General features: G+C 63.1%; 18 protein-coding genes and 1 riboswitch. Of the genes, 7 read left to right on the top strand and 11 right to left on the bottom strand.

The window, feature by feature from the left end; genetic code table 11:
- Nucleotides 1–23 precede the first annotated feature (23 nt).
- Together MKI86_RS06785 and MKI86_RS06780 are read right to left on the bottom strand one after the other, a co-directional pair.
- Complete coding sequence (locus MKI86_RS06785) at nucleotides 24–803, bottom strand: ABC transporter ATP-binding protein (protein ID WP_241598965.1); 780 nt, start codon at nucleotides 801–803, stop codon at nucleotides 24–26.
- Between the two features lie 8 nt (nucleotides 804–811).
- The gene (locus tag MKI86_RS06780; protein WP_241598963.1) at nucleotides 812–1,999 is read right to left on the bottom strand and encodes an ABC transporter permease; all 1,188 of its coding nucleotides are present in this window, start codon (nucleotides 1,997–1,999) and stop codon (nucleotides 812–814) included.
- 95 nt (nucleotides 2,000–2,094) lie between these two features.
- Between MKI86_RS06780 and dgcA the strand changes: the two genes are divergently transcribed.
- Entirely contained in the window at nucleotides 2,095–3,078 is a 984-nt protein-coding gene (dgcA, locus tag MKI86_RS06775; protein ID WP_241598961.1) for an N-acetyl-D-Glu racemase DgcA, read from the top strand.
- On the opposite strand, the gene MKI86_RS06770 is transcribed toward dgcA, so the two are convergent.
- Both MKI86_RS06770 and MKI86_RS06765 read right to left on the bottom strand, forming a co-directional pair.
- The gene (locus tag MKI86_RS06770; protein ID WP_241598959.1) at nucleotides 3,048–4,265 is read right to left on the bottom strand and encodes an MFS transporter; all 1,218 of its coding nucleotides are present in this window, start codon (nucleotides 4,263–4,265) and stop codon (nucleotides 3,048–3,050) included. The genes dgcA and MKI86_RS06770 overlap by 31 nt on opposite strands.
- A 141-nt stretch (nucleotides 4,266–4,406) precedes the next feature.
- Nucleotides 4,407–5,252 carry a UDP-2,3-diacylglucosamine diphosphatase gene (locus MKI86_RS06765; protein WP_241598947.1) on the bottom strand — a complete coding sequence of 282 codons (846 nt, stop codon included), beginning with the start codon at nucleotides 5,250–5,252 and terminating at the stop codon, nucleotides 4,407–4,409.
- 232 nt (nucleotides 5,253–5,484) lie between these two features.
- Here MKI86_RS06765 and MKI86_RS06760 point away from each other — a divergent pair, with 232 nt between their 5' ends.
- A complete protein-coding gene (locus MKI86_RS06760) occupies nucleotides 5,485–7,797 on the top strand; it encodes an NADP-dependent malic enzyme (protein ID WP_241598945.1) in 2,313 nt (770 codons plus the stop codon).
- A gap of 59 nt (nucleotides 7,798–7,856) precedes the next feature.
- On the opposite strand, the gene MKI86_RS06755 is transcribed toward MKI86_RS06760, so the two are convergent.
- A complete protein-coding gene (locus MKI86_RS06755; protein WP_241598943.1) occupies nucleotides 7,857–9,446 on the bottom strand; it encodes an ABC-F family ATP-binding cassette domain-containing protein in 1,590 nt (529 codons plus the stop codon).
- A gap of 258 nt (nucleotides 9,447–9,704) precedes the next feature.
- Between MKI86_RS06755 and MKI86_RS06750 the strand changes: the two genes are divergently transcribed.
- Complete coding sequence (locus MKI86_RS06750) at nucleotides 9,705–10,793, top strand: DUF2865 domain-containing protein (protein WP_241598941.1); 1,089 nt, start codon at nucleotides 9,705–9,707, stop codon at nucleotides 10,791–10,793.
- On the opposite strand, the gene bluB is transcribed toward MKI86_RS06750, so the two are convergent.
- The 3 genes from bluB to MKI86_RS06735 all read right to left on the bottom strand — a co-directional run bounded on the left by bluB (nucleotide 10,786) and on the right by MKI86_RS06735 (nucleotide 14,332).
- On the bottom strand, nucleotides 10,786–11,472 hold the full coding sequence (gene bluB, locus MKI86_RS06745) for a 5,6-dimethylbenzimidazole synthase (protein WP_241598940.1): 687 nt from the start codon (nucleotides 11,470–11,472) through the stop codon (nucleotides 10,786–10,788). The genes MKI86_RS06750 and bluB overlap by 8 nt on opposite strands.
- Nucleotides 11,473–11,517: 45 nt before the next feature.
- Nucleotides 11,518–11,732: riboswitch (cobalamin riboswitch) on the bottom strand.
- Between the two features lie 49 nt (nucleotides 11,733–11,781).
- Nucleotides 11,782–12,525 carry an NYN domain-containing protein gene (locus tag MKI86_RS06740; RefSeq protein ID WP_241598929.1) on the bottom strand — a complete coding sequence of 248 codons (744 nt, stop codon included), beginning with the start codon at nucleotides 12,523–12,525 and terminating at the stop codon, nucleotides 11,782–11,784.
- 127 nt (nucleotides 12,526–12,652) lie between these two features.
- Nucleotides 12,653–14,332: an NAD+ synthase gene (locus MKI86_RS06735; protein ID WP_241598927.1), complete on the bottom strand. Its 1,680-nt coding sequence runs from the start codon at nucleotides 14,330–14,332 to the stop codon at nucleotides 12,653–12,655.
- A 305-nt stretch (nucleotides 14,333–14,637) separates the two neighbouring features.
- Between MKI86_RS06735 and MKI86_RS06730 the strand changes: the two genes are divergently transcribed.
- The 4 genes from MKI86_RS06730 to MKI86_RS06715 all read left to right on the top strand — a co-directional run bounded on the left by MKI86_RS06730 (nucleotide 14,638) and on the right by MKI86_RS06715 (nucleotide 19,407).
- Nucleotides 14,638–16,542, top strand: a complete 1,905-nt coding sequence (locus MKI86_RS06730) for an LTA synthase family protein (protein WP_241599303.1) — start codon at nucleotides 14,638–14,640, stop codon at nucleotides 16,540–16,542.
- Nucleotides 16,543–16,597: 55 nt separating this feature from the next.
- The gene (locus tag MKI86_RS06725) at nucleotides 16,598–17,128 is read left to right on the top strand and encodes a DUF1003 domain-containing protein (protein WP_241598924.1); all 531 of its coding nucleotides are present in this window, start codon (nucleotides 16,598–16,600) and stop codon (nucleotides 17,126–17,128) included.
- A gap of 139 nt (nucleotides 17,129–17,267) precedes the next feature.
- The gene (locus MKI86_RS06720; protein WP_241598922.1) at nucleotides 17,268–17,690 is read left to right on the top strand and encodes a TadE/TadG family type IV pilus assembly protein; all 423 of its coding nucleotides are present in this window, start codon (nucleotides 17,268–17,270) and stop codon (nucleotides 17,688–17,690) included.
- Nucleotide 17,691: 1 nt separating this feature from the next.
- Entirely contained in the window at nucleotides 17,692–19,407 is a 1,716-nt protein-coding gene (locus tag MKI86_RS06715; protein WP_241598920.1) for a pilus assembly protein TadG-related protein, read from the top strand.
- Nucleotides 19,408–19,421: 14 nt separating this feature from the next.
- Here MKI86_RS06715 and MKI86_RS06710 read toward each other — a convergent pair whose 3' ends face one another.
- The 3 genes from MKI86_RS06710 to MKI86_RS06700 form a co-directional block, all read right to left on the bottom strand.
- Nucleotides 19,422–19,817: a GFA family protein gene (locus MKI86_RS06710; RefSeq protein ID WP_241598919.1), complete on the bottom strand. Its 396-nt coding sequence runs from the start codon at nucleotides 19,815–19,817 to the stop codon at nucleotides 19,422–19,424.
- 144 nt (nucleotides 19,818–19,961) lie between these two features.
- Nucleotides 19,962–21,335 carry a class II 3-deoxy-7-phosphoheptulonate synthase gene (locus MKI86_RS06705; protein ID WP_241598917.1) on the bottom strand — a complete coding sequence of 458 codons (1,374 nt, stop codon included), beginning with the start codon at nucleotides 21,333–21,335 and terminating at the stop codon, nucleotides 19,962–19,964.
- A gap of 183 nt (nucleotides 21,336–21,518) precedes the next feature.
- Complete coding sequence (locus MKI86_RS06700; protein ID WP_241598916.1) at nucleotides 21,519–21,746, bottom strand: hypothetical protein; 228 nt, start codon at nucleotides 21,744–21,746, stop codon at nucleotides 21,519–21,521.
- Nucleotides 21,747–21,867: the final 121 nt, after the last annotated feature.

The raw sequence follows: 21,867 nt of genomic DNA, 5'->3' as shown, positions 1-21,867 counted from the left end.
ATGCTCCCGGATGTCCTTCATGTCTATCGCACGATCGAGCGTGCACGCTTGCCCTGGAAATAGGACTGCACCCAAGGATCGTCAAAGGCCAGCATGTCCTCGATGGTGCCTTCGACGAGAACCTTCTTCTGCCCGAGCACGGCGATGCGGTCGCATACCGAAAACAGGCTGTCGAGGTCGTGAGTCACCATATACACGGTGAGGCCCAGAGTGTCGCGCAGTTTGGCGATCAGCGCGTCGAATTCGGCCGCACCGATGGGATCGAGACCCGAAGTCGGCTCGTCGAGGAAGACCAGCGCCGGATCGAGCGCAAGCGCACGGGCCAGTGCGGCGCGCTTGATCATGCCGCCGGAAAGCTCGGAGGGGAATTTCTCCGCGGCGTCAGGTGCCAGGCCGACAAGCTCGATCTTCAGCCGTGCCAGCTCGTCCATCATCGCCTGCGGAAGGTCGAGATATTCGCGCATCGGCACCTGAATATTTTCCCGCACCGTAAGCGACGAGAACAGCGCACCCTGCTGGAAGAGGACACCGAGCTTCATATCCAGCGCCATCCGCTCGGAATCCGTCGCCTTGTCGAAATCCGTGCCGAAGATCTGAATGTTGCCGCCGCGGCGCGGCAGAAGCCGCAGCACGGTGCGCATCAGAACGGACTTGCCGGTACCGGATGCGCCGACGAATCCGAGGATTTCGCCGCGGTAGATATCGAGATTGAGCTTGTCGAGAACGACCTTCGTGCCGAAACCAACGGTCAGATCCTTGACCGAGAGCACGACGTCCTTCTGATCTGCCGAAACCGGGTCCATCTGCATTCCTAGAAGTCGATTGCGGCGTAGAACATGGCGAAGAGCCCGTCCACGAGGATGACGACAAAGATCGACTTCACCACCGAGGCCGTCACGTGGCGGCCGAGCGATTCGGCGCTGCCGCCGACCTTGAGCCCCTCCACCGACGCGACGATGCCGATGATGAGCGCCATGAAGGGCGCCTTGATCATGCCGGAGACGATGGTCGACAGGTCAATGGCTTCGCGCAGGCGCGACAGGAAGGTATCGAAGGTAATGCCGGAATAGGCCCAGGCCACGAAAGCAGCACCCGCAAGTGCGGCGAAGTTGGCGATGATCGTCAGAAGCGGCAGCGCGACTGTCAGCGCAACGAGCCGCGGAAAGACGAGGACACCGATGGGGCTCAGCCCCATCACCTTCAGCGCGTCGATCTCCTCGCGCATCTTCATAGAGCCGATCTCGGCGGTGATGGCACTGCCAGAGCGGCCGGCGATCATGATGGCCGTGAGCAGAACGCCGATTTCACGCAACTGCAGAATACCGACGAGGTCGACGACGAAGACTTCCGCACCGAAATAGCGCAGCTGGAAAGCGCCCTGCTGCGCGATGATTGCGCCGATGAGGAACGACATCAGGAGAATGATCGGAACGGCGCGCACGCCCATATGGTCGATCTGGTGCACGATCGCGGCGGGCGAAACACCGCTCTTGCGGCCCAGCTTGAGCTGCGCACCGCGCACCGCCGATCCCAGAATGAACATGGCGGCGACCGTGTCGTTCCAGACGTCGATCACGACGCGACCGATGGGCGCGAAGATACGCTCGAAGCGGGAGCCGGCCGCGCCGCGCGCGTCTCCGGGCTCGGCCAGTTTTTCGGGCAGTGCCGCAATCAGGTCCGCATAACGTGCGCCCTGCCGGTCGGTGATGTTGACCTCACCGCCGCCCGACTGACGTTCGGTGATGGCGCGGCGCAATAGCCATGCGCCGGCGGTATCCATTTCCTCGACGCCGCCGAGGTCGATCTCCAGCGGCCCCGCCGTATCGCCCTTCATGCCGTCGAGCTGCCTGGAGGCGGCGACAGCCGTCGTGTTGATCCAGCGGCCGGACAGACGCCAGATCTCGCCGGCTCCACCCGTCAGGCTCTCGGTCTTTATCTCGGCGGGGGTATTGGTGTTCGTGGCCAAGTCGCTTGCATCTTCCCGTGCGTGGGACAACATGCCCTGTCTTATCGACTCGCGCCTCGTCTGTCACCGAACGAAGGCGCAAAAGCCTGCCCACTTGTGCTTTTTTCAATACCGGGAGAGCCGATCCGATGCGCAGAACACTCCTCGCCGCCGCCGAGAGCTTTCCGATTGCCGGCGCCTTCACCATTTCGCGCGGCGCAAAGACCACCGCCGAGGTCGTGACCTGCACGATTGGCGCCTCGGGCGCCGTGGGACGCGGCGAATGCGTACCCTATGCCCGCTACGGCGAATCGGTGCCGGGCGTGCTTGCCGCCATCGAGGATATGCGCGGCGCCATCGAGGGCGGCATCGGCCGCGAGGAGCTTGCACGCCTTATCCCGGCGGGGGCCGCACGCAATGCGCTGGACTGCGCCCTCTGGGACCTTGAGGCGAAGCTGTCCGGCGTCCCGACATGGCAGGTGCTGGACACAACGGCGCCGCAAAAGCTGGTGACGGCCTACACGCTCTCCCTTGGCGAGCCGGAGGCCATGCAGCGGCAGGCGGCCGAGCATGCCTGGCGTCCCTTGCTCAAGGTCAAGGTCGGTACGGCCGACGACGAGGCCCGTATTCGCGCCGTGCGCGCGGGGGCACCCGACAGCGCCATCATCCTCGACGCCAACGAGGGCTGGACGCCGGACAACCTCGCCCATCACTTCGCCCTCTGCGCCGAGGCGCGCATCGCCCTCGTCGAGCAGCCGCTCCCGGCGGACAACGATTCGGCGCTGCGCGGCATGGCGCGTCCCGTGCTCGTCTGCGCCGACGAAAGCGTGCACCGCACGAGCGATGTCGCCGGCCTCGCCGACCGCTACGACGCCATCAACATCAAGCTCGACAAGGCCGGCGGCCTGACGGAAGCGCTGGCGCTTCGGCAGGCGGCGCGAGCCGAGGGGCTGAAAATCATGGTGGGCTGCATGGTCGGCACGTCACTCGGCATGGCGCCGGCCGTGCTTCTGGCGCAGGGCGCCGACTTCGTCGATCTCGACGGGCCGCTGCTGCTGGCCCGCGACCGGGAGCCAGCCCTGCGCTACGATGGCTCCGACGTTTATCCGCCGGAGCCGGCGCTCTGGGGCTGAGCGGACGGCGCAAGCAATCGACCCGCGACGATGGATATGAGACCGGCCGCAGCGACGAGCGACATCAGATAGAAGCCCTGAACACCGTACCAGCTGAAGGCATAGCCCGATACGAAGGTCGCCAGAGCCGTAAAGATGCCGGTGTAGAAGAAATAGAGCCCCTGCGCCGCCGCCTCCTGCTCTTCCGAAACGCGCTGCACGAGGCGGCTCTGCGCGCTCATATGGATGAGCGCATAGGTAAAGGCATGCAGGCACTGCAGCGCGAAGTAGCCGGCGAACGACATCTCCATCGGAAAGACGATCCAGCGCACGACGGCGACCGACGCACCGACGATCATCATGGACCAGAGATTGAACCGCCGCCTGAGCTGGACGGCGAACAGGAAGAACACCACCTCCGCCAGAACGCCCGCACTCCAGAGGATCCCGACATCCACGCCGCTGAAACCCATCTTCTGCCAGTAGATCGCCGAGAAGGCGAACAGCATGGCATGGCTGGCATTGACGAGCGAAACGCCGATCAACATGAGCTGCACATCGCTTTGTCGAAGCGTGCTTTTGGTCGGCATGGTCGCGATGGCGGCAATCGGCGACGGCCGGCGCGGTTTGCCGATCTTCGGCGCGATCAGGGCGCCCACGACGGTCAGGACGAAAGCCGCCGCCATCGCCGGCAGCACCATGGCGCCACCATAGAGCCCGGCGAGCCAGCCGCCCGCCATCGTCGCCACGATGAAGGCGAGCGATCCCCACAGGCGCATGCGGCCATAGTCGAAATTCCAGCGCCGCACGCCTGACAGCATGATTGCCTCGGTGATCGGCACATAGGGCGAATAGACCGCGCCCTGCAGCGTATAGAGCAACAGGATCGGCCAGAACGAGCCGGTCGCAAACAGTGCCACGGCCGTCAAAAGCGAGAGCAGTGCCGACCACAGAAGCACGACCGAGCGCTCGCCGATCCGGTCGGCGATGACGCCCGCGACCGGCGCGGTGAAGACCCGCACGAACAGCGGCACCGCAAGCACGATGCCGATCTGGAAATCGGTAAGCGAAAGCGTTTCCAGCCAGACCGGGAAAAACGGCAGCGCAATGCCGTTGACCATCATGGGCGCGCAGAAAACAAGCGCGATCCGTACGGCGAAGAACGGCGGCGCGCCGGCGGTAACTCTGAACCCGGAAGGGGGCGTCATTGGCGGGAAACCTGCATTGAAACGCTTGCCGCTCTATCATGCTGGAGGGCACAGGCCAATCCACGATTTTTCAGGCGGTGGCACTCTGTCCGGGGGCCGCCCGGCCATACCAGCCTTATCCCGGCCGCGCGCGAGAACGCGTCAGGCGGCCTCTGCGCCGACCCGTTCGCGCGTCTCGATAGCAGGCATCTGGTGGGACACGGCAAGGATAGCTGCGGGCCTGGAGGCCATCGTCTGCCAGGTGATCAACTCCATCTCGCCGTCGTGATGCTCTGCAATCGCCGTGCAGCTTTCCACCCAGTCGCCGCTGTTGATGTAGCGGATGCCGTCGATTTCGGTGATGACGGCGTGGTGGATATGGCCGCAGATGACGCCATCGGCGTTGTTGCGGCGTGCCTCCTCGACGACGACCTTCTGGAACTCGCCGATGAAATTGACGGCCGACTTCACCTGTTGCTTCGCCCATGAAGAGAACGACCAGTACGGCAGGCCGAGCCGGCGGCGGATGGCGGCGAAGACCACGTTGATCGCGATCGCCGCGTCATAGGCCCAGTCGCCGAGATAGGCGACGACACGCGCATGACGCACGACCACGTCGAACTCGTCTCCGTGCAGCACGAGATAGCGCCTGCCGTCAGCGCCTTCGTGGATCATGCGCTCGGCCACCTCGACACCGCCGAAATGCGTGCCAGGGAAATCGCGCAGGAACTCGTCGTGATTGCCGGGGATATAGACGATGCGTGTGCCTTTGCGCGCCTTGCGCAGGATCTTCTGCGTGACATCGTTGAAGGCCTGCGGCCAGTACCAGTTTCGCTTGAGCCGCCAGCCGTCGACGATATCGCCGACGAGCACGATGGTCTCGGCCTCGTGATGCCGCAGGAAGTCGAGCAGGAAATCGGCCTTGGCGGCCTTCGATCCCAGATGCACATCCGAGATGAAGAGCGTGCGGAAGTGGCGGACATCAGGGTCGGCAGGGGTCACGGTCATGCGTTCGTCTCCGGTGGCCGGCCACCACGGTCATCGTCATGACGGGCAGCTCTCGGTCTCCTGAAAACCAGACTCCTATTTCAGATTGATGACACACCTATGCATTTTCGGCAGGCAAATAGGCATTGCACCCGCCGTTGAATGCGGCTTTATGGTACACCCGTTAAACTTCACGTCGCGGCGGTTTTGTGCCACGAAGCCCGCAACGAAAACAGAATATGGCAGGAGTATCATGAGCACCGGTGACAAACCGCGGACGCAGAACGGCCCCGCAAGTGGAGACATCGACCAGCAGGCGCTTTTCTTCCACCGTTATCCCCGCCCCGGAAAGCTCGAGATCACCGCCACCAAGCCGCTCGGCAACCAGCGCGACCTCGCGCTCGCCTATTCGCCGGGCGTCGCCGCCCCCTGTCTTGCCATCCGCGACGATCCGAGCACGGCGGCCGACTACACGGCGCGCTCCAATCTCGTGGCCGTGGTTTCCAACGGCACGGCCGTGCTCGGCCTCGGCAATATCGGGCCGCTCGCCTCTAAGCCCGTCATGGAAGGCAAGGCCGTCCTCTTCAAGAAATTCGCCGGCGTGGACGTCTTCGACATCGAGATCGACGCCCCGACCGTCGAGCAGATGGTCGATGTCATCTCCGCTCTCGAGCCGACCTTCGGCGGCATCAACCTTGAGGACATCAAGGCGCCCGAATGCTTCGAGGTCGAGCGCCAGTTGCGCGAGAAGATGGATATCCCCGTCTTCCACGACGATCAGCACGGTACGGCCATCATCGTTGCGGCCGCCGTCCTGAACGGCCTTGAGCTTGCCGGAAAATCCCTCGCCGACGCCAAGATCGTCGCCTCCGGGGCCGGTGCGGCTGCGCTCGCCTGCCTCAACCAGCTGGTTGTGCTCGGCGCCAAGGTCGAAAACATCTGGGTCCACGACATCGAAGGCCTCGTTTACAAGGGCCGCGAAGAGCTGATGGACCAGTGGAAGGCCGTTTACGCCCAGGAAACCGACAAGCGGGTGCTCGCCGAAACCATCGACGGTGCCGATGTCTTCCTCGGCCTTTCCGCCGCCGGCGTGCTGAAGCCCGAATTGCTCGTGCGCATGGCAGAAAAGCCGCTGATCATGGCGTTGGCCAATCCGAAGCCGGAAATCATGCCCGAGGAGGCGCGCGCTGCCCGCCCGGACGCAATGATCTGCACCGGCCGTTCGGATTTCCCGAACCAGGTCAACAACGTCATCTGCTTCCCCTACATCTTCCGCGGCGCGCTTGATTGCGGCGCCCGCACGATCAACGAGGAAATGAAGATGGCCGCCGTGCGCGCCATCGCATCGCTCGCCCGCGAGGAAGTATCCGACGTCGCCGCCCGCGCCTATTCGGGTGAAACGCCGGTCTTCGGTCCCAACTACCTGATCCCCTCACCGTTCGATCAGCGCCTCATCCTGCGCATCGCGCCGGCCGTTGCGCGTGCGGCTGCCGAAACCGGCGTGGCCACGCGCCCGATTGCCGATTTCGACGCCTATCTCGACCAGCTGAACCGCTTCGTCTGGCGTTCGGGCTTCATCATGAAGCCGATCTTCGCGGCAGCGAAGAACGCCGAGAAGAAGCGCGTGATCTTCGCCGAAGGCGAAGACGAGCGCGTACTACGCGCCGCTCAGGTGCTGCTGGAAGAGGAAATCGCCAAGCCCATCCTCATCGGCCGCCCGCAGATCATCGAGACGCGCCTGAAGCGCTACGGCCTGCGCATCCGTCCCAATACCGATTTCGAAGTGATCAACCCGGAAGACGATCCGCGCTATCGAGACTATGTGGACGACTACTTCCGCATCGTCGGCCGCAAGGGCGTGATCCCGGAAGCCGCGCGCACCATCGTGCGCACCAACCAGACCGTGATCGGTGCGCTGGCCGTCAAGCGCGGCGAGGCCGATGCGCTGATCTGCGGCGTGGAAGGGCGCTATGCCAAGCACCTGCGCGACGTCAGCCAGATCATTGGCAAGAAGCCGGGCGTTCTAGACTTCTCCGGTCTGAGTCTGCTGATCTCGCAGCGCGGCGCGACCTTCTTTACCGATACCTATGTCACCTTCGATCCGACGCCCGAGGAAGTCGCGGAGATGACGGTGATGGCGGCAAAGGAAATCCGCCGGTTCGGCATCACGCCGCGCGCCGCCCTCGTTTCGCATTCGAACTTCGGTTCGCGCGATTCCGACAGCGCCTACAAGATGCGCCGCGCGATGGATATCGTGCGCGAGCTCGACCCGACGCTGGAAGCAGATGGCGAAATGCACGGCGATGCCGCCATTTCCGAAACGCTGCGCCAGCGCGTCATGCCGAACTCGACGCTGTCGGGCGAAGCCAACCTGCTGGTCTTCCCGAACCTCGACGCCGCCAACATCACGATGGGCGTCGTCAAGACGATGACGGACAGCCTGCATGTCGGCCCGATCCTGCTCGGTGCCGCTATGCCCGCCCATATCCTGTCGCCGTCGGCCACCTCGCGCGGCGTCGTCAACATGGCAGCGCTTGCCGTCGTGGAAGCCTCCTATCCGGATTGACGCCGTCAGCGGCATCCCGAGATAAAAACGGCCGCCGGCAAACCCGGCGGTCGTTTGCGTTAGGGCTGCCCCGAGAGGGTAATCCTGCGCGTAATGCCGATCGCCTCCAGAAACGCTTCGTCGTGGCTGACGACGACAAGCGCACCGTCATAGGCCCGCAGGCCGGCCTCCACCGCCTCGATGGAATCGACATCGAGATGGTTCGTCGGCTCGTCCAGAACCAGCAGGGCCGGCGGCTGGCCGGCGCCGAGTACGCAGGCCAGCCCGGCCCGCAGCAACTGTCCGCCGCTGAGGTTGCCCGCCATCTGTAGAGCCGCATCGGCCCGAAACATGAAGCGCGCCAACGCCGCCCGGCACGCATTCTCGTCCGCTACGGTATTGATCCGCCGGAAATTGTCGCGGATCGACAAGGCCGGATCGAGCAGGCTCACCCGCTGATCGAGCATGGCGAGATCAGTGAAGAGGCGCACGCTGCCCTTCGCCGGTTGCAGGTCTTTTGTCAGCAACGACAAGAGCGTGGTCTTTCCCGAACCGTTCGGGCCGGTGATGGCGATGCGCTCCGGCCCTGTAACGACAAGGGAGAAATCACGAACGACCGGCTGTTCCGGGTTGTAACCGGCGGTGACATCCTCCATCCGCAGGACCACGCGGCTTGTCGGCAGATGTGTCGGCGGCACGGTCATCGTCAGAGGCTGGAGCACTTCCATACGTTCGCGCGCCTTGGCAATCGCCTCGGCCGCCTCCGCCTGCCGGCCCTCGGCAAGTCGCGCATTCGCACCGCCCGTCAGCTCGCTGCGCTCCTTCATGGCGCCCAGAACGATGCGCGGAGTACCGCCCCGCGCCCGCTTGCGGCGGCCGGCACTGTCCCTGCGAGCCTGGCGCTCGGCGGTCGCCTGCATGGTGCGCGCCACCTCGTCGGCGTGCTTTTCCGCATCGGCGAGATCGCGGTGCGCCGCGGCCAGTTCGAGCGCCTTGCGCCGCCGGTAGGCGCTCCAGTTTCCGCCGTAGCTGTTGGCGCCGAGTGATGTCAGCTCCACGATGACGTCCATCGTCTCCAGCAATTCGCGGTCATGGCTGACGATCACCGCGCCGGCCCGCCAGCCGGCAAGCAGGTCAATCACCGCCTGCCGGCCTTCGCGATCGAGATTGTTGGTCGGTTCATCGAGCAGCAGGAAATCCGGCTCACGGAACACCAGCGCCGCGAGGGCCGCTCGCGTGCGCTGCCCGCCGGACAGGGCCGAAAGTGGGGTTTTAGGCTCCACTTGGAGCCCAACGCGCGCGAGAGCGGCGGAGAACCGCGCCTCCACGGTCCAGTCGGCATCGGCAAGCTCGTCGGCTTCGGCCACGCCGCGTTCGGCGCGGGCGAGAAGATCGAGCATGTCAGCGATGCCGAAAAGATCGGCGACGGCTTCCCCCGCTGCAACCTGCACGGTCTGGCGCAGCAGACCGATCGCCCCGTCAACAGTCACGGTCCCGGATTGCGGTGCGAGCTCGCCCGTGACGAGCCTGAGCAACGTTGTCTTGCCGACGCCGTTGCGTCCGACAAGGCCGGTGCGCTCGGCACCGAAGGTCAGGTCGAGATTGGTAAGAAGCGTGTTCCCGTCAGGCGCGGACCACAAGATTTTGGAAAGCGTTATGGAGTGCGGCATGGATGTGGATATCCCCGATGACAAAACGAAGTCGGTTTGCGGTCGGGTTGAAATCCATGAAGCACCATCCGGTCGGTATTGAAGATGCCGCAATTTAGGGTGTGACTTGGGCCGTTGCAAGGCAGGCGCCCAGTGTGGCCGTTAAGCACGAATGCCGGTCGGCGTTGCACTCGCTCCGGCACGCCCTATGATAAGATAGGAAATGCCGGTTTTCGCCGGCCGTTTCGACATGCTCTAAGATCGATAGGGATCGTTACCGTGAAGCGACGCAGCCGCTTCCTGTTTGCCGTCGCAACCGGCCTGTCGCTTCTTTCTTCCGGCGGCACGGCGGCGGCGGACGTGTGCCAGCGCCTCAAGGCGGAACTGGCGAGCCTGCCCAAGGTCGTGGTCGATACCTCGAACGCCCGCAAATATGCGTCCGCCATCGCACGCCAGAACATCCAGCTGAGGCAAGCGAAAAGCGATCAGCGCCGCCTGCGCTGCTCCAGCGGCAGCATCATCGTGATCGGCGGCGCCAATGCCGATGCCTGCGCCACGCTCGCCACCGTCATCGGCAAGATGGAGCAGAACCTCCAGATCCTCGACAGCAAGCGGCGTGAGCTGTCGGGCGGCGGCGCGTCGAAGGCCAGACGCAACCGGCTGATCTCCTCGCTGGAGACCGAGGGCTGCAACGATGCGAAGGTGACGCCTGTTGCCGCAACCGAGCGTCTGCGCACGCTCGACGAAACGCGCACCCTGCCGCTGGGAACCGCGCCCGAAGGCAGCGACCGGCTGCAGTTGCGCTCGCTGGGCGGGAATGCCGGCCATGGCAACCTGCGCACCGTATGCGTGCGCACCTGCGACGGCGGTTTCTTCCCGATTTCCTCCAACGCCTCGCCGATGGACTTCCGCCGCGACCAGCAGGTCTGCGCGATGATGTGCCCACAGACCGAGACGGAACTCTATTACCACGCGATGGGGCGCGGACAGGAAACCGAGCAGATGACCTCCACGGTCAGCGGCCGCACCTATGTTGAATTGCAGAACGCCTTTGCCTACCGCACGCGCGACCTTTCCAAGCCCGGCGCCTGCGGCTGCAACCTCTCGGCTTACTATCAGGAGATGATCAAGCGCGAAAAGGCGGCACGCGGCGAGATGACGACGGAAACCGCACCGGATGGCGGCTCCGGCTCCGTAACCACCATCCAGACGCAGCCACGCAAGGACGAGGCAAAGGTTTCGGCCAAGGCGGAGGAGCGTGATTACGACCCGTCCAAGCACAAGGTGCGCACGGTCGGCCCGGCCTTCCTGCCGGAAAATGAATCCGCAATCGACCTCGGCCGTCCCGCAGGCGCCGACGTCAACTGATGTCCGGCCAGCGCTCTTCGAAGACCAGGTCCTCCAGTGGCAGACGCTGCCGCCAGCCCTTCACGGCCAGCTCCGGTTCGCCATAGAGCTGCTCGACGAAACCAACGCATAGCCAGGCGACGATCTCGATATGATTGGGGATGCCAAGGATCGTGCGGATATCGCTGTCGTGGAAGATGCTGACCCAGCCGACGCCCACCCCTTCCGCGCGCGCCGCAAGCCAGAGGTTCTGTACGGCGCAAACGGTGGAATAGACGTCCATGCGCGGATTGTGCGTTCGCCCCAGCACGACGGACCCTGCCCGCGTCGGATCGCAGGTCACGCAGATGGAAAGCGGCGCCTTCAGAATGCCCTCGAGCTTCAGCGCACGATAGCGTTCTTGCTGCTCGCCCGAAAACATCGCCTCCGCCTCCGCATTGGCCTTGAGAAAAGCCGCATGCACCGCCTGACGGGTCAGCAGATTGCGCACGAGAAGGAAGTTCCATGGCTGCATGAAACCGACCGACGGTGCGTTGTGTGCCGCCTGCAGCAGCCGCCGAACCAGATCGTCCGGTAAGGGATCAGGCAGGAACTGGTCGCGCACGTCGCGGCGCGTTTCGATGGCGCGGTAGACGGCCTGCTTTTCCTCATGCGGAAAAGCGCCCGCCCGGACCAGAAGGTCCAACGGTTCGGTTCGCATCGTCATCTCCCCAACAATGCGCAAAACCTGCCGCCGTCCGCGCGGTTCGGTCTATCTTGCCAGGCCGGTCTTCTGACTTCGGTTCACACGACTTCGAACTGCCTTCCCGGTTGAACAACCAGTGGCAAAACCCTGAATCGATTCAAGGTTTTAGAGTGAAGCCATCCCCGTCACAGCGTTGGGCACGTACCGGATCTGGGTCTCCCCGCACCGGTTTCCCGATTCTCCCGCAAGCGGGCACCTGACGTCCGGATTGTGCACGACACGACTGCGTGATCAAGTCCGCGTGTTCAAAACGCTGTTGTCGCCTCAGCCGTTATCGACCACTTTCTTGAGGGGCTGTGCCTTCAGACGGGCCTTGCGGTTCTTGTCGGCGAGTTCGGCGCCGGAAAAGGCCAGAAGCTTGCAGAGCTGGTTGTGACCATACGACTTCAGATCGAAGTTCGGTTGACACGCGTTCAAGGTCTTCATGAGGTCCGGCAGCGCAACCCATGGACCATCCAGCGGCGGCGCCTCGACGAAAATGCGTTGCAGGAGTTCACTCTTTAACGCGCGGCGAACATCTGGCGCCTGTATTGCAACAGTCTTTTCGGTGATTTTCACCGGCGCTGGACTTGGGTCGGGCTTTACAGCGCCGATGGTCCTGAAGACGTCAAAAGCCGTCTGAAACCGGCTCGAGGCCTTTGAGCACGCCATTCCAACGGCGATCTTGCCAGCGCGCCGAATTCGCATTGCCAACTGGGTGAAGTCGCTATCGGCGGTGGCGAGGCAGAACACATCCACTTGCCCCGAATGAAGTTCGTCCATGGCATCGATCACCATGGCGATATCAGCGCCGTTCTTGCCATTCGCCCCGGCCACGGTCTGCCGGGACGTGAGGGCGTGAAGTGCGGCGGCATCCAGCCACGGCTTGAGGGATGAATTCGAGAAGTCTCCATAGATACGGCGATCAAGCAGCAGGCCGTGCTTCGTCGCTTCTTCGATAAGCGTGGCGGCGGCGCGCGAAGGCACGTTCTCTGCATCGATAAAAAGGACAGCCCTGCGTTGCGCCATACCCACTCCCCGAGAAGGAATGCATATTAGCACTGACCTCTCTGTCTGCAATCAGAGAGGTTACATTTCGATCGCACAGGTTAACGCACAACTACCAGACGCAGAAAGACCGCCAGTACCGCGCCCCTCATCCCCGGTCGCGGAAGCGGTTGGTGATGGGGTAGCGGCGGTCGCGGCCGAAATTCTTGCGGGTGATCTTGACGCCGGGCGCGGACTGGCGGCGCTTGTATTCAGCGATGTAGAGCAGGTGCTCGATCCGGTGGACGGTTGCCGCGTCGTGGCCGCGCGCCACAATCTCCTCCGTGCCCATCTCCAACTCGACGAGGCATTCGAGAATGTCGTCAAGAACAGGATAGGGCGGCAGGGAATCCTGGTCGGTCTGATTGGGCCGCAGCTCGGCCGACGGCGCCTTGTCGATGATATTGTGCGGGATTACCTCACCCGTCGGCCCCAGCGCGCCGGGCGGCACATACTGGTTGCGCCAGCGCGACAGCGCATAGACCTGCATTTTGTAGAGGTCCTTGATGGGGTTGAAACCGCCGTTCATGTCGCCGTAGAGCGTGGCATAGCCGACCGACATTTCCGACTTGTTGCCCGTCGTGACCACCATCGAGCCGAACTTGTTGGAAATCGCCATCAGGATCGTGCCGCGCGTGCGGCTCTGGAGGTTTTCCTCGGTGATGCCTTCCTCGGTGCCCTCGAAGGTCTCTGACAGCGCGGAAAGGAAGCCGGTCACGGGTGCCTCGATCGGCACGATGTCGTAACGGCAACCCAGCGCCTTGGCGCAATCGGCAGCATCCTTCAGAGAATCCTCCGAAGTGTAACGGTAGGGCAGCATCACACAGCGCACGCGCTCCTCGCCCAGCGCATCGACGGCGATGGCCGCGCAGATCGCCGAATCGATGCCGCCGGACAGGCCGAGCACGACGTTCTTGAAGCCGTTCTTGTTGACGTAGTCGCGGAAGCCGAGAAGGCAGGCGCGGTAATCCGCCTCCTCGCGCTCGGGAATGCGCGACATCGGGCCGCTGTCGCAGACCCATCCGCCGCCCTGCCGCTTCCAGGTCGTGAGCGCGATGGTTTCCTCGAACTGGCTCATCTGGAAGGCCAGCGTCTTGTCGGCGTTGAAGGCGAAGCTTGCGCCGTCGAAAACAAGCTCGTCCTGCCCGCCGAGCTGGTTGGCATAGAGCAGCGGAAGGCCGGTCTCGATGACCTGCTTCAGCACGACCTGGTGGCGGATATCGACCTTGCCGCGATAATAGGGCGAGCCGTTCGGCGACAGCAGGATTTCCGCGCCGCTTTCCGCCAGCGTCTCGCAGACGCCGAGTTCGCCCCAGATGTCCTCGCAGATCGGGATGCCAAGGCGCACGCCACGGAAATTCACCGGACCCGGCATCGCGCCCTGATCAAAGACGCGCTTCTCATCGAATTCGCCGTAGTTCGGCAGGTCCACCTTGTCGCGGACCGCGATGACCTTGCCGGCATCGAGAACGGCGACGGCATTGTAGCGGCCGGTCTCGTCCTGCCGCGGAAAGCCGATAATGACGCCCGGGCCGCCATCCGCAGTGTCTGTGGCAAGATCATCGATAGCGCGACGGCAGGCCTTCAGGAAGGCCGGCTTCAGCACGAGATCCTCCGGCGGATAGCCGGAGATGAAAAGTTCCGTCAGCAGAAGCAGGTCGGCGCCCTGCGTTGCGGCATCCGCGCGAGCGGCGCGCGCCTTGGCCAGATTGCCGGCCACGTCGCCAACCGTCGGGTTCAACTGCGCGACAGCAATGCGCAGCGTCGTCTTTTCAGTCTCGGAAGTCATCTCTGCGGACCCGTCTCCTCTTGTGTCCGGTCGTGCAGGCCACACGCTCGAACCGTCGCAAGCTCTTTAGAGCATCCTGCAAGCTTTGGGAATGAACAGCCGCACCGATTGGAAACCCCTGTTGTGAAAGCCCGTAAGCCAGCATGCAGCCGACAACCATTGCTGCGCGGCAACAGACTGAACCAAAGCGTGTGGGCAACGTTAAGGGAAGCGTTCATCTCCTGTTCAAGATGACATCCATATGACAGAGAGACGAAAGTTTTGTGAAATCGGAGAAGGCCTTGGCCCTGTTCACGACCGCAGCGGTGGCAATCGAAGCCACGGGGAAACATCCTGACAGGGTGGGTTTTCTCGCGCGCCACGCCAAGACGCTGGCGGTTTTGCGATCCCTGATCGTCTCCGGCATCCTGGCGCTCGCCACGGTGGTCACAATCGAGCTTATCACGCGCGGCTCCATCCAGCAGACCTACGTCTATCTCACTAATCTCCAGCAGCCCGGCTGGACGACGACGGGCGTGTTCTTTCTACTCTATCTCGCACTGGATGCGCTGATCGGGCGGCAGCACAAGGCCGTGCTGCTGGTCTCGCCCCTCGTTATCCTGATGGGCGTGATTTCGCAGCAGAAGCAGGTCTTTCTCACCGATCCGCTCTACCCGACCGACCTGCTTTTCGGCCGCCAGATCCTGGAACTGATGCCCGTGCTGGTGCAGGACCGTCCATGGACCGCGGCCGCGCTCGCGCTTGCCGTCGCCATGGGCGTCGCAGGCCTTATCGGCCTGTGGATCTTTGCCTGGCGCCGGTTCCGTCCGCTGACCCGCAAGGAACGTCTGGCGCGCCTTGCGCTTGCGGTGCCGCTGCTTGCCGGCTTCGCCTCCATCATGGACTACAATGAGTTCTCCTGGATGCGCGACCGCCTGAAGATTTTCCCGATCATGTGGGATCAGGCCGAGAACTACCGTCACAACGGCTTCATGATGGCCTTCGCCATCAACCTGCCCATGGCCAATGTGCAGGCCCCCTCGGGCTACATGGTTGATGCCATCGACAAGATTCCGTCCAAGCCTCTGCCTGCCGGCACCTCCCATCGCACGAAGCCCGATGTCATTGTCGTCATGAGCGAGTCGCTCTGGGATCCGACGCGGCTGGAGAGCGTGAAGCTTTCGCCCGACCCGATGCCGGTCATCCGCGAAAACGAGGGCGGCAACGTCTTCTCGCCGGAATTCGGCGGCCTCACCGCCAATGTCGAATTCGAGGCGCTGACGGGCTTCTCCAATGCCTTCCTGCCGACGGGCAGCATTCCCTACCAGCAGTATGTGCGTAAGCCCATCCCGTCGCTCGCCACCTTCTTCCGCGCGGAGGGGTATACGGCACGCGCCATCCACCCGTTCTCGGGCTGGTTCTGGAATCGCTCCAGCGTCTACAAGGCGTTTGGTTTTGAGACCTTCAAGGATGTCGACAAGATGCCGCCGCTGGCAAAGCGTGGCAACTTCACGTCTGACGAGGCGCTGACAAAGGAAATCATCCGCCAGGCCGATATGCAGGAAGATCCGTTCTTCTTCTTCACCGTCACGCTCCAGGGCCACGGCCCCTATGACGATGGCCGTTACGCCAAGACCGATATCGGTGTCGAGGGCAAGCTCGATCCGCGCAGCGAGCGCATGCTGGCAAGTTATGCCCAGGGCGTGAAGGAAGCCGACGACAGCCTCAAGATGCTGATGGACTGGGCGAAGCAGCGCGACCGCGAGACGATCATCGTCGTCTTCGGCGATCATCTGCCGCCGCTCAACACGGTCTATCAGAATTCCGGCTACATGAAGGGCGTCACAGCCTCGCGCAAGGGTACGCCCGAGCAGATGAAGAAGGAACACGAGACCCCGCTCGTCGTCTGGTCCAACAAGACCGGCGCCCAGAAGGATATCGGCACGATCAGCCCGGCGTTCCTTTCCTACTACGTCCTCAAAGAAGCCGGCTTCGAACACCCCTACTACACCGGGTTCCTCGGCGCTGTGCACGACAAGCTGCGCGTCATAGACCGCTACATGCTGATCGACGCCAAGGGCAAGGCAACGACCGACTGGTCGCGCAAGAAGACGATCGACCCGCTGGTGCGCGATTTCCGCTTCCTGCAGCACGACATCATGTTCGGCAAACAATACGGCCTGGAACGGTTCTTCGATTCCCATGCGGAACTGATGAGCGCGGGCTACTGATTTTCGCCGGAAAAGCGCTAGGTTAGGCTCCGATTCGCTTTTTCGGAGCCCAACCATGAAATCTCTCGACGACGCCGCGCAGGTCCTTTTCGGCAAACCCGCCGAACATCTGGATGAGACCGAACGCCAGGTTCTTCTCAACTCACGTGCCGGGCGCATTCTCGCCGAGGATACCAACGCGGCGTACGAGTCCAAGCAATCGGTCGGCGAGCGCGTGGCCGATACCATCGCCCGCGTTGGCGGTTCCTGGACCTTCATTATTGCCTTCATCATCTTCCTGCTTGTCTGGACGGTCCTGAATACCATCATCCTCACCCGCGAGGCATTCGACCCCTACCCCTTCATCTTCCTCAATCTCGTTCTCTCCATGGTCGCAGCGTTACAGGCGCCGATCATCATGATGTCGCAGAACCGCCAGGCCATGCGCGACCGCTTCGAGGCCTCGAAGGACTACGAGGTGAACCTGAAAGCGGAGATCGAACTGATGGCGCTTCATCACAAGATCGACACGCACTTCCTCAACGAGATCGCCGCGCTGAAGATGGAAGTGCTGCGCCTGCATGACGTCTTGCGGCAAAAGGAATGACTACCGGACGCAACCTAAGGCATGCAATAATCGCAAAAATCAATCTATAGAGGAAATTAAGACTTTCGATGCACGATAAACGTGCATCCCTCCCGGATGCGGAAATGCCTGACCGCGACCATCCAATGGAGGAGATGTCATGCACGCCCTCGCCCGTCTGTCGAAAGACCGCGCCGGCACCTCGGCGCTGGAATTCGCGATCATCGCGCCGCTGTTCTTCCTGGCGCTGTTTACGATGATCGCCTACGGCATCTATCTAAGCGTGACACACTCGGTACAGCAGATCGCGGCCGATGCGGCGCGCACTGCGGTGGCTGGCCTCAATCCGGCGGAGCGCGTCACGCTGGTAAACCGCTATCTCGACGCCTCGCGCTTCGACTACTCCTTCATCAACCGCGCGAAGATGCAGGTCGTGGTCGCGGACGATCCGGGCAATCCCGACCAGTTCACCGTGACCATCGCCTACGATTCAAGCGACCTGCCGATCTGGAAGCTCTTCACCTTCGCCCTGCCGCAGGAAGAGATCCGCCGCTATGCGACGGTGCGCGTGGGAGGCATGTGAGATGGAACGCTTTCCCTTCATCAAGGACCGCGCCGGCAATATCGGCACGCTCGCCGCTCTCAGCCTGCCGCTGATGGTGTTCTCGCTCGCGCTCGGCGTGGACTTCGGTTACCTCACGGTGCAGCAGCGTGCGCTTCAGGCCGATGCAGATCTGGCCGCCATCGCAGCCGCCTCGAACGTCGTGGAAGCCGAGAAGGCCGCGGCCGCCTTCTTCTCGCTCAATCGCGTGCCGGCCAATGTCACGGGAAGGAACGGCCTGTCCCTCCCCGCGGACCGGTCGCTTGACCTCGGCAAGGCAACCGTCGTCGAGGCCACGGTCGAGCGCGGCCGCTACGTCGCCGATCCCGACCTGCTGCCGCAGGACCGGTTCAAACCCGCAACGACAGACGCAGATGCCGCGCGTGTGCGGCTGACACGCCCGGCAGACCTCTTCGTCGCCTCGATGTTCATACCGCGCTCGCCGGTGCTTTCGGCCACAGGTGCGGCCTCGCGCACCAAGACGGCGGCCTTTTCGGTCGGAACGCGGCTCGCAAGCCTGAACGACGGCATCCTGAACGCGCTGCTCGGCAAGCTTCTCGGCACCAACATATCGCTGAAGGTCATGGATTACCGGGCGCTCGTCGATACCGACATCGCCATTCAGCCGTTTCTCAAGGCCGTAGCGACAAAGCTCAACCTGACGGCCGGGACCTATGAGGACGTGCTGAACGCTGGCATCACCATGCCGGACCTGCTGGCCTCCATGCGCGCCGTGCAAGGTCTGTCGAGCACCGTCAATTCGGCGCTGCGTGCCCTCGAGCAGGCAACGAGCAAGAGCAAGGTCAAGCTGCCTCTTGCCCGCATTCTCAACCTCGACCCGAAGAAGGGCATCGCAGTCGCAACGGGCGGCGACTGGGATATGTCGATCAACGCCATGCAGATCGTATCCGCCGGTGCGGCTCTCGCCAACGGCACGAACCAGGTAGCGCTCGATCTCGGCGCGGGCGTGCCGGGCCTTGCCGGCGTCAAGGTGGCTCTGGCCGTCGGTGAGCCGCCGGTGGAAACGCCGGCCCATCGTCTCGGCGCGCCCGGCAGCGCGGTACGCAGCGCCCAGACGCGCCTTGCCATCGAGATTAGCGTCGATGGGCTTTCGGCTCTTGCCGGCATCCGCATCAAGCTGCCGCTCTACGTAGAGGTTGCGGCCTCCGAGGCAAAGCTTGCCGATATCCGCTGCCTTGGCGGCACCACGGCCAATGCAAACGTCACCATCGACGCCGTGCCGGGCCTCGCCGAAATCGCCATCGGCGCCGTCGATCCGTCCGTGCTCTCCAACTTCTCGACCGAACCGCGCGTCAAGAAGGCCCGCATCGTCGATTCCGGTCTGCTCAACATCGATGCCATCGCCCATGTCGAAGCGAAGAACCTGACCAGGAGCAAGCTCACCTTCTCGCCGACGGAGATCGCGGCGCGCACCACGAAAACCGCCTCAACGCGCGACGCCCTCACCTCGATCACGAAGTCCTTGCTCGAAAATCTCGACCTCGACATCCAGGTCCTTTTCCTCACGCTCGGCACGCCGAAGGTGATCACTGCCGCACTGGCCTCGACGCTCGGCGCGGTAACGCCGGCCATCGACGAGCTGATCTACAATCTTTTGCTGGTCGTCGGCGTTCGCGTCGGCGAGGCCGATATCCGCGTGACGGGCGTTCGCTGTCAGCGGCCCGCTTTGGTGCAGTAGAACGGCGACAGAACTTACCGAGCAGCGGCAAAACGCGGCGCGTCGCCCTCGATCTCGTAATAATCGCCCTTGTCGGCGCAGAAGATATGCTTGCCAATGGCCAATCCCGTCGGCAGGTCGAAGGCGCCCACCATGATGGAGGTGTTGTTCGATCCGTCGGCCTTCCAGAACAGCGCGGAGCCGCAGGTGCGGCAGAAACCGCGGCTTGCCGCCTCGCTCGCCCTATACCAGGCGACGCTCTCTGCGCCCTCGACCTCAAGCCGGTGATCGGTGACATTGGTTGCCGCGTAGAAATGCCCGGTCTGGCGGCGGCACTGGCTGCAATGGCACGCCGTCACCGCGCGCAGCGGACCGGAGGTACGAAACCGCACCGCGCCGCAAAGACAATGCCCCGAATGAATTTCGCTCATGATCCCTCTTTCCCTGGCATGCGCAAGCGCACAAACGAAAACCGGGCCAGCTTGTCCAGCCGGCCCGGTCCTGTCAAATTCACATTCCTGAATGCTTGCATCAGCCCCGCTCATCGAGGGAACCGAAGCGTGAACGAAAGGCGATCAGCCGTTCACGACCATGCGCTTTTCATCGCGACCGCCCTTCATGCGCTCGGCGAGAAGGAAGGCGAGTTCGAGCGCCTGATCGGCATTGAGACGCGGATCGCAATGCGTGTGGTAGCGATCGGCGAGATCGTCACCCGAGAGCGCACGCGCGCCCCCGGTGCATTCCGTCACGTCATTACCGGTCATCTCGATATGGATGCCGCCCGGATGCGTGCCTTCCGAACGATGGATCTGGAAGAAGCTTTCGACTTCCGACAGGATGCGCTCGAACGGACGCGTCTTGTAGTTGTTGAGCGTGATCGTGTTGCCGTGCATCGGATCGCAGGACCAGACGACCTTCTTGCCCTCACGCTCGACGGCGCGGATGAGCTTCGGCAGGTTGTCGGCGACCTTGTCGTGGCCGAAGCGGCAGATCAGCGTCAGACGGCCGGCCTCGTTGCCCGGATTGAGCAGGTCGATCAGCTCCAGCAGGCCATCGCCGGTCAGCGACGGGCCGCATTTGAGGCCGAGCGGGTTTTTGATGCCGCGGCAATATTCGATATGCGCGTGATCGGCCTGGCGCGTGCGGTCGCCGATCCAGATCATGTGACCGGAGGTCGCATACCAGTCGCCCGACGTGGAATCGACACGGGTCAGCGCCTGCTCGTAGCCGAGCAGCAGAGCCTCGTGGCTGGTGAAGAAATCCGTCTCGCGCAGGTTCGGATGGTTCTCCGAAGTGATGCCGATGGCCTTCATGAAGTCCATGGTCTCGGAAATCCGGTCGGCGAGCTTGCGGTAGCGCTCGGCCTGCGGGCTGTCCTTGACGAAGCCGAGCATCCACTGGTGCACGTTGTCGAGATTGGCGTAGCCGCCCATCGCGAAGGCGCGCAGCAGGTTCAGCGTCGCAGCCGACTGACGGTAGGCCATGATCTGGCGTTCCGGGTTCGGAATGCGGGCTTCCTCGGTGAACTCGATGCCGTTGATGATATCGCCACGGTAGGACGGCAGCGACACATCACCCTGCTTCTCGATGCCCGAGGAGCGCGGCTTGGCGAACTGGCCGGCAATACGGCCGACCTTCACCACCGGCTGCTGGGCGCCGAAGGTCAGGACCACGGCCATCTGGAGGAAGGCGCGGAAGAAGTCGCGGATCGTATCGGCACCGTGTTCGGCGAAGCTCTCGGCGCAATCGCCGCCCTGCAGCAGGAAGCCCTTGCCTTCTGCGACATTGGCGAGCGATGCCTTGAGGCGACGTGCCTCACCGGCGAAGACGAGCGGCGGAAACTTCGCGAGGCGCTCTTCGGTCGCCGCCAATGCGGCGAGATCGGGATATTCCGGAACCTGCTGGATGGGCTTTTGCCGCCAGCTGGTCGGGGTCCAATTCTGTGCCATGATACTCACCTGTCCTGAAACGCCCGAAAACCGGGGGGCGCCTCTCCGTTTGAAGATGCGGGCTTATAAACCGTTAGATGGTTCTTGCATAGCCGCAGTTCCAGCGCCTGTAACGCAATTGCGACGGCTGCGCCATCCCGGTAACAGGCGGTAAAGCACAGGATAACGCAGCGCCGTTGCCTGTCAGCGACGCCGAGACACTTCGGAAGCGAATATCCATCTGGAAACAGTACTTTGTCTTGATTTCGCCGGCCGCTGCCCGCCGACAGCGACCATGCGGCTCAACAGAGCATTCACCCACTGGAAGCCCTGCCAATCCGTCCTCTCAAGCGGATCGGCCAAAGACGTGCGTTTCGTTCCATGCAACTTGGCCTCCTGTCTGTCGAAGGCCATCATCCATTCCGGGCTCATGACAAACTCCTCTCGTCGTGTCCCGTCATGAGCTAGCGACTGGCGTCGAAACTTCGTAGATGCGCGAATGAAACGCCCGTTTCACCGGCGACAGATGCCGCTCAGCTCATTTTGCGCTAAG

This window comes from Shinella sedimenti, assembly GCF_022601905.1.
Lineage (GTDB): Bacteria > Pseudomonadota > Alphaproteobacteria > Rhizobiales > Rhizobiaceae > Shinella > Shinella sedimenti.
The sequence above is the reverse complement of the archived record's forward strand: the minus strand, read 5'-3'. Positions and strand labels throughout refer to the sequence as shown.

Bases quoted from the DNA above. Each gene is read 5' to 3' on its own strand.
- MKI86_RS06780 (WP_241598963.1), bottom strand. From the start codon at position 1,999: ATGTTGTCCCACGCACGGGAAGATGCAAGCGACTTGGCCACGAACACC.
- MKI86_RS06700 (WP_241598916.1), bottom strand. From the start codon at position 21,746: ATGAGCCCGGAATGGATGATGGCCTTCGACAGACAGGAGGCCAAGTTG.
- MKI86_RS06765 (WP_241598947.1), bottom strand. From the start codon at position 5,252: ATGACCGTGACCCCTGCCGACCCTGATGTCCGCCACTTCCGCACGCTC.
- MKI86_RS06755 (WP_241598943.1), bottom strand. From the start codon at position 9,446: ATGCCGCACTCCATAACGCTTTCCAAAATCTTGTGGTCCGCGCCTGAC.
- MKI86_RS06740 (WP_241598929.1), bottom strand. From the start codon at position 12,525: ATGGCGCAACGCAGGGCTGTCCTTTTTATCGATGCAGAGAACGTGCCT.
- MKI86_RS06785 (WP_241598965.1), bottom strand. From the start codon at position 803: ATGGACCCGGTTTCGGCAGATCAGAAGGACGTCGTGCTCTCGGTCAAG.
- bluB (WP_241598940.1), bottom strand. From the start codon at position 11,472: ATGCGAACCGAACCGTTGGACCTTCTGGTCCGGGCGGGCGCTTTTCCG.
- MKI86_RS06735 (WP_241598927.1), bottom strand. From the start codon at position 14,332: ATGACTTCCGAGACTGAAAAGACGACGCTGCGCATTGCTGTCGCGCAG.
- MKI86_RS06725 (WP_241598924.1), top strand. From the start codon at position 16,598: ATGAAATCTCTCGACGACGCCGCGCAGGTCCTTTTCGGCAAACCCGCC.
- dgcA (WP_241598961.1), top strand. From the start codon at position 2,095: ATGCGCAGAACACTCCTCGCCGCCGCCGAGAGCTTTCCGATTGCCGGC.
- MKI86_RS06760 (WP_241598945.1), top strand. From the start codon at position 5,485: ATGAGCACCGGTGACAAACCGCGGACGCAGAACGGCCCCGCAAGTGGA.
- MKI86_RS06720 (WP_241598922.1), top strand. From the start codon at position 17,268: ATGCACGCCCTCGCCCGTCTGTCGAAAGACCGCGCCGGCACCTCGGCG.
- MKI86_RS06705 (WP_241598917.1), bottom strand. From the start codon at position 21,335: ATGGCACAGAATTGGACCCCGACCAGCTGGCGGCAAAAGCCCATCCAG.
- MKI86_RS06715 (WP_241598920.1), top strand. From the start codon at position 17,692: ATGGAACGCTTTCCCTTCATCAAGGACCGCGCCGGCAATATCGGCACG.
- MKI86_RS06770 (WP_241598959.1), bottom strand. From the start codon at position 4,265: ATGACGCCCCCTTCCGGGTTCAGAGTTACCGCCGGCGCGCCGCCGTTC.
- MKI86_RS06710 (WP_241598919.1), bottom strand. From the start codon at position 19,817: ATGAGCGAAATTCATTCGGGGCATTGTCTTTGCGGCGCGGTGCGGTTT.